This window comes from Massilia pseudoviolaceinigra (assembly GCF_030846505.1).
Lineage (GTDB): Bacteria > Pseudomonadota > Gammaproteobacteria > Burkholderiales > Burkholderiaceae_D > Telluria_A > Telluria_A violaceinigra.
Map to the genome: position 1 here is coordinate 113,239 of NZ_JAVCWL010000024.1, position 6,298 is coordinate 119,536.

Annotated in this window: 8 protein-coding genes; 5 read left to right on the forward strand and 3 right to left on the reverse strand. The window is 62.0% G+C overall.

Annotated elements, in window-relative coordinates:
- The first annotated feature begins 43 nt into the window (after positions 1–43).
- The 4 genes from RBA40_RS22560 (at position 44) to RBA40_RS22575 (ending at position 2,431) form a co-directional block, all read left to right on the forward strand.
- Complete coding sequence (locus RBA40_RS22560; protein WP_306650124.1) at positions 44–229, forward strand: hypothetical protein; 186 nt, start codon at positions 44–46, stop codon at positions 227–229.
- A 153-nt stretch (positions 230–382) separates the two neighbouring features.
- Positions 383–1,000: an AIM24 family protein gene (locus RBA40_RS22565; RefSeq protein ID WP_208640158.1), complete on the forward strand. Its 618-nt coding sequence runs from the start codon at positions 383–385 to the stop codon at positions 998–1,000.
- Between the two features lie 48 nt (positions 1,001–1,048).
- Positions 1,049–1,690 carry an AIM24 family protein gene (locus tag RBA40_RS22570; RefSeq protein ID WP_306650126.1) on the forward strand — a complete coding sequence of 214 codons (642 nt, stop codon included), beginning with the start codon at positions 1,049–1,051 and terminating at the stop codon, positions 1,688–1,690.
- Between the two features lie 3 nt (positions 1,691–1,693).
- The gene (locus RBA40_RS22575) at positions 1,694–2,431 is read left to right on the forward strand and encodes an AIM24 family protein (RefSeq protein WP_099877557.1); all 738 of its coding nucleotides are present in this window, start codon (positions 1,694–1,696) and stop codon (positions 2,429–2,431) included.
- A gap of 12 nt (positions 2,432–2,443) precedes the next feature.
- Here RBA40_RS22575 and RBA40_RS22580 read toward each other — a convergent pair whose 3' ends face one another.
- Positions 2,444–3,409, reverse strand: a complete 966-nt coding sequence (locus RBA40_RS22580; RefSeq protein ID WP_306650128.1) for a DMT family transporter — start codon at positions 3,407–3,409, stop codon at positions 2,444–2,446.
- A gap of 188 nt (positions 3,410–3,597) precedes the next feature.
- Here RBA40_RS22580 and RBA40_RS22585 point away from each other — a divergent pair, with 188 nt between their 5' ends.
- On the forward strand, positions 3,598–4,068 hold the full coding sequence (locus tag RBA40_RS22585) for a hypothetical protein (protein ID WP_306650129.1): 471 nt from the start codon (positions 3,598–3,600) through the stop codon (positions 4,066–4,068).
- A 578-nt stretch (positions 4,069–4,646) separates the two neighbouring features.
- Here RBA40_RS22585 and RBA40_RS22590 read toward each other — a convergent pair.
- Both RBA40_RS22590 and RBA40_RS22595 read right to left on the reverse strand, forming a co-directional pair.
- Entirely contained in the window at positions 4,647–5,264 is a 618-nt protein-coding gene (locus RBA40_RS22590; protein ID WP_306650130.1) for a nitroreductase family protein, read from the reverse strand.
- 34 nt (positions 5,265–5,298) lie between these two features.
- Complete coding sequence (locus RBA40_RS22595; protein ID WP_306650141.1) at positions 5,299–6,210, reverse strand: EamA family transporter; 912 nt, start codon at positions 6,208–6,210, stop codon at positions 5,299–5,301.
- Positions 6,211–6,298: the final 88 nt, after the last annotated feature.

Sequence of the window (6,298 nt, forward strand, 5' to 3'; positions counted from 1 at the left end):
ATCGCCAATTTTATGCGCTGCACCTCGCGCCGGAGCGTGTGATATGAAAACCACCAAACCCGATCCCCGGCCGGCCTCGCGCATCGAACGCGAAATCGAGCGCGAGCGCGACCAGCGCCACAAGAACGACGACGAGCGCTCGGGCACCAGCCCGGCCTCGGACTTCCGCATCAAGGATGCGCGCGAGAGCAGCGATTCGGGCGGTCTGCACCGGTCTCGCTCGCGCTAGCACTGATCCGGCGCGCCGGGCGCCCGGTGGGGTTGCCAGGTCCGCCGGGGCGAGCCACGCATTGCTGTCTTGACACACCTGCCTGACACAACCAGAATGAGACGTTCTGGTTGCCGGCGGCCGCGCCGCGACCGCTTTTGTCAGGAGTAAGCCGTGACCCGTTTCCGTAATAATTCCGATCGCCTGCTGGAAGTGACCCTTCAAAACGAGAAGGTGCTTGCCATCGCCGGTTCCATGGTTGCCTACACGGGCGCCATCAAATTCGAAAAATCCATTCTCGGCGGCGAGGGCATCTTCGGCGCCCTCAAGCGCAAGGTGACCAACGAGGGCATGCAACTGATGCAAACCTCGGGCACCGGCACCGTGTTTTTCGCGCAGAACGCGGCCGAAATCACCGTCATTCCGCTATCCGGCGAAAAAATGACCATCGAAAGCAGCAGCCTGCTGGCCTACGATACCTCGCTCAAGACCGGCACCAGCTTCGCCGGCCTGCGCGGCGCGGTCTCGGGCCAGGGCCTGTTCAGCACCACGGTCGAGGGGCAGGGCAACATCGCCGTCATCTCGCGCGGCAACCTGATCATGCTGGAAGTGACGCCCTCCACCCCGCTGCGCGTCGATCCGGACGCCTTTATCGGTTACAAGGGCAATATCACCCAGGAATTCGTGTTCGACGTCAACTGGCGCACCATGGTGGGCGAAGCCTCGGGCGAATCCTACCAGCACAAATTCTCCGGCCAGGGCGTGGTCTTCATCCAGCCTGCGGAACGCTGACAGGGCGGCGCGACGCGCTACCGATAATCGAATCAAGTGGAGAATGCCATGCCGGCGTACCAGCAAATCAACGAAAAAATGATTGAGGTCAAACTCAATAACGAAGAAGTCTTCGCCAAGAAGGGTGCGATGATTTCGTACCAGGGCGAGATTGCCTTCAGCCGTTCCTTCCTCGCGGGGCAGGGCGTGCAGACCCTGGCCATGCGCGCCGCCACCAACGAGGGCTACTCGCTGATGCTGGCCAAGGGCCGCGGCTCGGTCTACTACGCCTACGACGGCCTGTTCGTCACCATCGTCCCGGTGCGCGGCGACACCCTGTACGTCGAAAGCGACAATGTGCTCGCCTTCGACGCGCGCCTGACCGCCGGAACCATGTTCCTCGGCAACCAGGGCGGCATCCAGGGCATGGCGCGCGGCGCCGTGTCGGGCCAGGGTTTGTTCACCAGCACCTTCCAGGGCACGGGCGATGTGGCGATCCTGTCGGACGGCAACGCCATCGGCTTGCCGGTCACGCCCGATGTGCCGGTCTGCGTCGATCCGCAAGCCTACATTGGCCATACCGGGCAGTTGAGCTCGACCATCATCACCGACCTGAACTGGAAGACCTTCGTCGGCCAGGCCTCGGGCGAATCGTATCAAGTCAAATTCACTGGCCAGGGCACGGTCTACATTCAAGCGAGCGAGAGGTAAATCATGACAATCTACAATCCAGTGAATTTACCCAAGAACGATAACCTGAACCGGTTTGCCTTCGTGGTGGATGTGAACGACCAGATCTTCATCCGCAAGGGCAAGATGATTGCCTTTTACGGCAACCTGACCTTCGAGGCCATGGGCAGCAGCGTGGTCGACATGCTGGCGCGCCACGCCTTTAACGCGCCCAAGTACATCCACAACTTCGTGGTCGCGCAGGGCAATGGCCAGCTGATCTTGGGCGACAACGGCAACGACCTGGCCTGCTACGACCTGGACGCGGCCAACATGACGATCCGGGCCAAGAACCTGCTGGGCTTTACGAAGAACGTGATCTGCCAGGAATCGACCTTGCCGGGCTACCTGACCCTGCTCGGAACCGGCAAGATCATCGCCTCGTCGAACGGGCCGGTCCACTTCCTGGAATTGCCGTGCCGGGTCGACGAGCAGGCCGTGCTGGGCTGGGCCGATTGCCCCAGTCCGTCGTACCGCTACGATTACGAGCACGTCAGGGGCTTCGTGTCGACCGTGGGCGCGCTGACGGGCTTTACGCTGTCGGGCGAGGAAAAGCAGGTCGACTTTACCGGCGCCGGCACGGTGCTGGTGCAGTCATCCGAGCTGGAACTGAGCGGCAGTTCGACCTTGTCGCACTTGCTGGCGCAGTTGCCGATGCTGGGCAAGGAAGATTTGACCAGGCTGAGCTTGTCGATACAGCAGCAGAGCCAGCAGCGCCGTTAAGGCTGCACCGTGTCAGGCGTGCGTGGCAGTCTGCTCGGCGAGCGGCTGCACCGCATGCATCCTCACTGCCCACACCACGCCTGCCACCAGCAACACAATCGCCGCCATTTCCAGCACGCGCGGGAACTGGCGGTGATACACAAAGCCGTACAGCAGCGCGAACAGGGTCTCGAACAGGATCAATTGTCCCGACAAGGTGACCGGAACGCGCCGGCTGGCGATATTCCACAGGTGATTACCGATCACTGACGCGCCCAGGGCGAGCAGGGCGTTGGTGATCCAGAACACCGTCCAGTTGCGCCCGCTCGCGGCGCCCGCGGCGCCGGTGACGTCGCCATGCCAGATGGCGAACGCGAGCCCGCCGATCACCAGCGCGATCAGGCCGCTGGCCATGCCGTACAGCGCCGACCATTCCGCACTGCTGAAATGCGCATTGCGCTTGAGGAAGCGCGCATTGTCGAGCGCGTACCAGCTCCAGCACAGCAGCGCACCGAACGCGCACAGCACGCCCAGCAAGGTGGCGCCGGCAGCGGCTCCGCTGGCGCGCGCATGCAGGAACACATCGATATTAATACAGGTGATGCCGGCGGCGACCGCCAGCAATGGCAGCGCCAGTTGCGACAAGGGAATGGCGCCATGATCCTTGCGCCCGAGCAGGGTGACGGTGATCGGCAGCAGGCCGATGATGAGCGAGGTCGGCGCCACGCCCGCCAGCTTGACGCCCAGCGCCAGCAGCATGTAGTAGACGATGTTGCCGGCCAGCGCATGGCGCACCAGCGCGCCGCAGTCGCTGCGGTCGAGCCGCCCCAGCAGGGTGCGCAGGCGCGGCAGCATCAATCCGGTGGCGATGGCGCCGTAGGCGATGTAGCGGCCCACGGCCAGCTCGACCGGCGAAAACGCCGGCAACAATTCCGGCACGATAAACACCATGCCCCACATCGCGCCGGCCAGCAGGCCGCACAGTACGCCAGTCCACATCGATTTATTCCCACCGTGCAATTACCAAAGTCCGCCAGTGTCGCACGAAGCGGGCAGGGCTGCTGACGTGTCGAGGATGCCTGGCCGAACCTCACGCTTGCTAATGAAGTAAAACACGCCGTACACTCAGCCTTTCTCGGCATCTGCTATCGGCCAAGAGCGGACGTTACATTTGAAAAAGAGGTTACATGAGGCCTTCGCTAGCGAGTTTTGCTCAGTATTTCCGCATCGGAGTGGAGGTCGGCCTCTGTAAGCCGCAAGAAGCCAGAGACTGGGCAATCTCAGTCATCGATGAGATGGATGAGCCGCCGGGAGAAATAATCGAAGTCTCATGGCGCAAGCCCCTGCCGCAGCTCATCTCTGACCTCAATGACGTCAAGGGTGAACCCGACGTAGACCTGGTTTGCAGCTCATTGCTTGGGCGGCTGTCTCTGACGTTGACGACTGCAAACGATTACCTTGGCCAAGCGGTTCTGCAAGCCAGAGAAATCGCTCGCGCGGCAGGAAATTCTGACCTCTACGATCTTTTCAACGTTATGGATGACCAACTTTGTCTTGCTGAAACGCAGACGTACGGGACGGTCTCTGAATGCAGAGAAGACTTCGAGAAGGCATTGGAGGAGCATCGGACGCCCCCCTTGATCTCTTTGCAGAATTAGTGGACGTCCGCTTCGGGGTCGAGAATTGCCGTACACTGAACAATCGAGATCGGCTATAACCTGCCGTTCGCAAAGTAATCGATTAAGCGAATAGGTCTTGGCCTAAATGAGCGTATAGATGCTGCCTTTAATGTTTTCTAATATTGCCACCAGGCTCTTCAGGCGAAGATGGTGGTTCGTCCTGGTTTCAATAGTCGGCCTTTGCATGCTGATCGTCAGTATGCTCCATGTACCCGGCAATGCGAGATTGTTAGCCGGGATCATTGTCGGCCCCCTCATTTTCCTGCCGTGGGCGCTTTTATGTACGTGTATCTGGTTTCACCCTACACAAGGAAATCTTCAGCCGGGGAGCCGATACATCGGAAAGTTGCCGCCAATGCTACAGTCCGCGTTCCGGTGGTACGCCTCGCTTTTTCTGATCGTCTTTGTCCTGGCGGGACTAGTCATCTGCCCGCTAGTTTTGCTGACAATGAGCTAGGGCCGAATGTGCGCCGCAGTCGCTGCCGTCGAGCCGTCCCGACAGGGTGGGCGGGCGCGGCAGCATCAGTCCGGTGGCAATGGCGCCGTACACCCATCGTTTAAACGAACTCAAGCACCTTGTGCAAGGGCTTGCGCGGCTTCTGCGGCCAATTGCCTTCGGTAGCATAGCCGACCGTCACCAGCATCACCGGTATCTCGGTCGGCGCCAAACCGAACTCGCGCGCCACGCCCTCGGCTTCGAAGCCCCCTATCGATCCGGTGGACATGCCCATGCCCTGGGCGGCGAGCATCAGCGTCATGGCTGCCAGCGATGCGGAGCGGATGGCCTCGTCGCGCTGCAACTGGGGGTTGTCCAGATGCGAACGACTGGCCATGAGCAGCCAGGTATCGAACACCGACTTGTCGACGATGCCCGCCTCGACCGACGGCTGCAGCGCCTCGGCCAATCCTTCGTGCGCGGCCAGGGTGCCGCAGACGATGAAGGTAACGGGCGCATCGGCAACCTTTTGCTGTCCGAACGATAGTGCTTTCAAGCGCGCCTTGGCCCCGCCGCCACGCACGGCGATGAATTTCCAGTTCTGGAAGTTGTAGGCCGACGGCGCCAGGGTGGCAAGGCGGACCAGCTCGGTTATTTCCAGGTCCGACACCGGACGGCTGGTGTCATAGTTATTGGCCGAAATGCGCGCTTCGATGAGGCTCTTGATGCTGTTGTTCATGGTGCGTTCCTTTGGGTAGTTAAAAAAAATGGCTTTACGACTTGCATGGATTGCCGCCGGCCGGTGCTGGCGTTTGCGCGTCAGGCAGCGTGGCCCACTGCACCGCAACGATGCTGGCGAAAACCGTCGCCAGCCCGGCCAGCGACACGCCCGTCATGGCTTGCCCCAGCAACGCCCAGCCAAGCACCACGGCCGCCAATGGGCTAAGCAGACCGAGCGACGACACCGCCACCGGCGACAGCCGCGCCAGGCCGCGAAACCACAGCACATAAGCGGCCATGGTGCCGATCAGCACCAGGTAGACGTAGGCGAGCATGTGCGCGCCGTTCAGCGCCGGCAGCGGCGGATCGATGGCCCACGCTGCCGGTAGCAACATCGCGCCGCCCGCGAGCAATTGCCAGCCCGTGAACGCCAGCACAGGCACATCGGTTTTCCAGCGCCGCGTCAGATAGGTGCCGCCGGCCATGCAGGCAGCGCCGGCGAGCGCCGCGGCAATGCCGAGCGCATCCCACCCGGCGCCCGGCGCGAGCAGCAGCGCCGCCATGCCGAGTACCCCCAGCACGCAGGACGCGATCGCCAGCCCGCTGGCGCGGCGTCCCTCGCACGCCCACGCGAGCGCGACCACCAGCAGCGGCTGGATTGCGCCCACCACGGCCGCCAGGCCGCCCGGCAAGCGGTAGGCCGCCACGAACAGCAAGGCCTGGAAGAGGCCGATATTGAGCGCGGCAAGCAGCGCCAGCCGACCCCACTGACTGCGTTCGGGCAGGCGCCTGGCCCACAGCGTCAGCAAGATGCCGGCCGGCAGCGTGCGCAGCAGCGCGGTCGTGAATGGCCGGTCCGGCGGCAGCAGGTGGGTGGCGACGATATAAGTCGAGCCCCAGATGGCAGGGGCCAACGCGGTGAGGAGGTAGTCAGTCCAGGATGTCCGTTCCTGCGTGTCGTGCATGCCAGTGCTCCTCAAATCTATCTTCAATTGAAGATAATAGCTTAGCATATAATCTTGAGTTCAAGATAAATGAGAGAGGGTTGTTATG